The sequence below is a fragment of the Mangrovibacterium sp. genome (genome assembly GCF_059905295.1).
In genome coordinates this window covers 1-3,098 of the sequence record NZ_JBZQJF010000104.1, presented here as the reverse complement: position 1 = coordinate 3,098, position 3,098 = coordinate 1, and the positions used below count along the sequence as shown (strand labels likewise).

The following is a 3,098-nucleotide window of genomic DNA, read 5'->3' as shown; positions in this document are numbered from 1 at the left end:
GTTTCGAGTTTCGAGTTTCAAGTTTCGAGTTTCGAGTTTCGAGTTTCGAGTTTCGAGTTTCAAGTGTTCTGCCTGGAGACTGTCCCAAAAGTTGACGTGAAGAAATTCAGACTTACAAATTGAAAGCTCTTGCTGATTTTACCACTCCCAACCTCTCCGGCAGCAGCCAGATGGCTTAAAGTCCCCTTTAGGGGATTTAGGGGTCAGTAGCTTGAATGGACTTACAATTTGAAAGTTTAGGAAAAATTCTTCAGACTTTTTGGACAGCCTCTTTGCCACCAGGTTCCAAGTGTGTGTGTCACCCCGACAACTTCTAAAGACAATGACAACCTGATTTTTGGGAAATCTTTTACCTTCATTCCGGTTGACGATTCCTGGAATTCTGGCTGCTTTGTGCCAAAAAAACCGGCTTGTGGCCGGTTTCCAGAATTGCTTATTATCGCTTAATTTTCAGCTTTTACGTCTTTCTTGTTTTTAGCAGGCTGCGGTGTCGGTGCTTCCTGTTTTCGTGGATCAATCTTATCCAGGAATAGTTGGGAAATTTTCCCTGTTGGAAACGATTCTGTGTCTTCAATGTTAGCACATAAGCTAACAACCAATTTTTGATCGGGGAAGATTGCCAGGAACGAGGTTCCGCCAATAGTTGTACCTTGCTGAATGTATACCGTTCGTCCTTCTCGGTCTTTATAGATCGTCCAACCGAAGCCAAATTCGGTCTCATAACCGTTATTCAGTTTGTTTTGTGTGAAGAAGAGTTTGTAGCTCTCGTCCGAGAAAAATTCTTTCTTCATGAGCTTTTGCCCAAGCTTGTTTAAATCGTTGGCTGTTGACAGGTAGCCATAGGCAGGGGCCACAAAGCGTGAGTCGATTGCAGGGGCATTAACAACCTGAGCAATGAAATTGCGGTAGTAGGGGGCCGCTCTGTTCTCAATAATGTAGGTTGGATTGTCGAGCACGGTCTCCTTTAAGCCCAGGGTGTCGAGCAGCATGTCCTGGACCAGTTTTGAATAGCCCTTTTTGCAAACTGTTTCGGCCAAAATACCCAACATACAGGTGCCATAATCGCTAACGGCAAAATATTCGTTTGGTGGGTAAACCAGGGTATCCTTTTCAGTTGCCTGAATGAACGCTTTTGTGTCCTTCAGCTTGTCTTTATTCAGCAGAAGTGTATTTTTTGTTTCCGGAAATCCTGCCGAATGAGTTCCCAAATTATAAATACTGAAATCGTACTGTTTGGCGGGGTAGTTGGGTACATATTTGCGGAAGGAGTCTTTGACATTCAGCTTGCCTTCTTCCTGTAAACGGGCGATTAGCATCGCTGCAAACATCTGCGAACTTTGACCAATTCGGAATTTTGTTTCCGGATTAACAAAGGCTTTTAATTCGGCGCTTGCATAGCCCAGTCCTTCAGACCAAACGGTTTGCCCGTCGACTGAAACCGAAACCGATGCTCCGTAATCTCCTCCAATTAAAAAAATCCGCAAGGCTTCGCGACCTTGAATAATTTCATTTTTATAATCGGTGTTGAGCACTACGCGTGGATCTATTTGTTTTTTCGAACAGGAAGCCAAACAGAATGCGAGTAATGCGATGGGAAGAACTTTGTAAATTAACAGCTTGGGTATTCTGTAACTTTCTCTTTTCATCGTAGTGGGTTATTGGTTCTAAGATTATTTGTTTGCGGCATCGAAAGTACGAAAAATGTGGCGAAACAGCTCGTGTAGCCTTAAGAAATACCTTCGGTGGAGAAACCGAAAAGTGAGAGTTGAACCTTTGGGAAAAGTAATAACTGGTACACCCGGTTATTGCTACTTCCGGCAGAAAGATAAGCAAGACTAAAGTACCTGGAAATTCCCGGAGAGATCCGATCTTTTGAAACAGATTGGATCTTTAACCGAACCAGAAAAAGACACAACCGCATTGGAAAATAACAGAACCGCTAACGCAAATGGCACAACCGCGCGGTTTTGTGAAAAGTTGGTGCGGTTTTGTGAAAAGCGACAGCGGTTTTGCAAAAAGTGACAGCGGTTGTATCAAAAGTTGATGCGGTTCTGTCATTCGTTAAAGCGGTTATTCAAAAAATAGCTGCGGTTTGAAAAAGAAACTCCCCGAAAATACCGGCTGGTATTGTTCAGGGAGCTCTCTGTATTGGAATCGCCTTTAAAGGCTACTTCTATTTCTACAACGGAATGTTACCGTGTTTACGCGGAAGGTTGGATTTGCGTTTGTTATGCGTCATATCGAGCGCGCTGATGATCTTTTTACGCGTTTCACGCGGGTAGATAATCTCGTCGATATAGCCCAGCGATGCCGCCCGGAATGGGTTGGCAAAGGTGTCGCGGTATGTTTCAACAGCTTTGGCTTTTTCTTCGTCGGTTTTAATGTCGCGACGCAGAATATTGATCGCACCTTCGGGGCCCATTACGGCAATCTCGGCCGTTGGGTAAGCGTAGTTTACATCGGCACCAATGTGCTTGCTCGACATCACATCGTAAGCACCACCGTAAGCTTTACGGGTGATCAGCGTGATTTTAGGTACAGTAGCTTCGGCAAAAGCGTACAACAATTTGGCGCCGTGTTTAATAATTCCGCCAAACTCCTGTTGTGTTCCGGGCAAAAATCCGGGAACGTCAACCAAGGTAACCAAGGGAATGTTGAAGGCATCGCAGAAACGCACAAAACGCGCTGCTTTAGCCGACGAGTTAATATCCAGTACACCAGCATAGCTTGCGGGCTGGTTGGCAACAATACCTACTGAACGGCCTCCAAAACGCGCAAAACCAACAATAATATTGCTAGCGTAGTGGGGTTGTACTTCCATGAAATGTTCATCATCTACAATTTTGTAAATAATGTCTTTCATATCGTAAGGCTTGTTCGGGTCGGCCGGAACAATCGCATCCAGTTCTTCATCTGCCCGGTCGATTGGGTCGGTTGAAGGAATGGCTTCCGGTTCTTCCATATTGTTGAGCGGAATAAAGCTCATCAGCTCGCGAACCATCATCAGGGTTTGTTCTTCGTCGTCACCCGTAAAATGTGTTACACCACTTTTGGTGCTGTGGGTAACGGCACCACCAAGCTCTTCCTGTGTTACGTCT

At 45.0% G+C, this 3,098-nt stretch carries 2 protein-coding genes; both read right to left on the bottom strand.

Annotated features, from left to right (window positions below; translation table 11 throughout):
* Positions 1-443: 443 nt before the first annotated feature.
* Positions 444-1,646: a serine hydrolase domain-containing protein gene (locus tag AC37HE_RS05625; RefSeq protein ID WP_500781812.1), complete on the bottom strand. Its 1,203-nt coding sequence runs from the start codon at positions 1,644-1,646 to the stop codon at positions 444-446.
* 533 nt (positions 1,647-2,179) lie between these two features.
* On the bottom strand, positions 2,180-3,098 hold a 919-nt coding region (locus tag AC37HE_RS05620), incomplete at its 5' end, for an acyl-CoA carboxylase subunit beta (protein ID WP_500781811.1).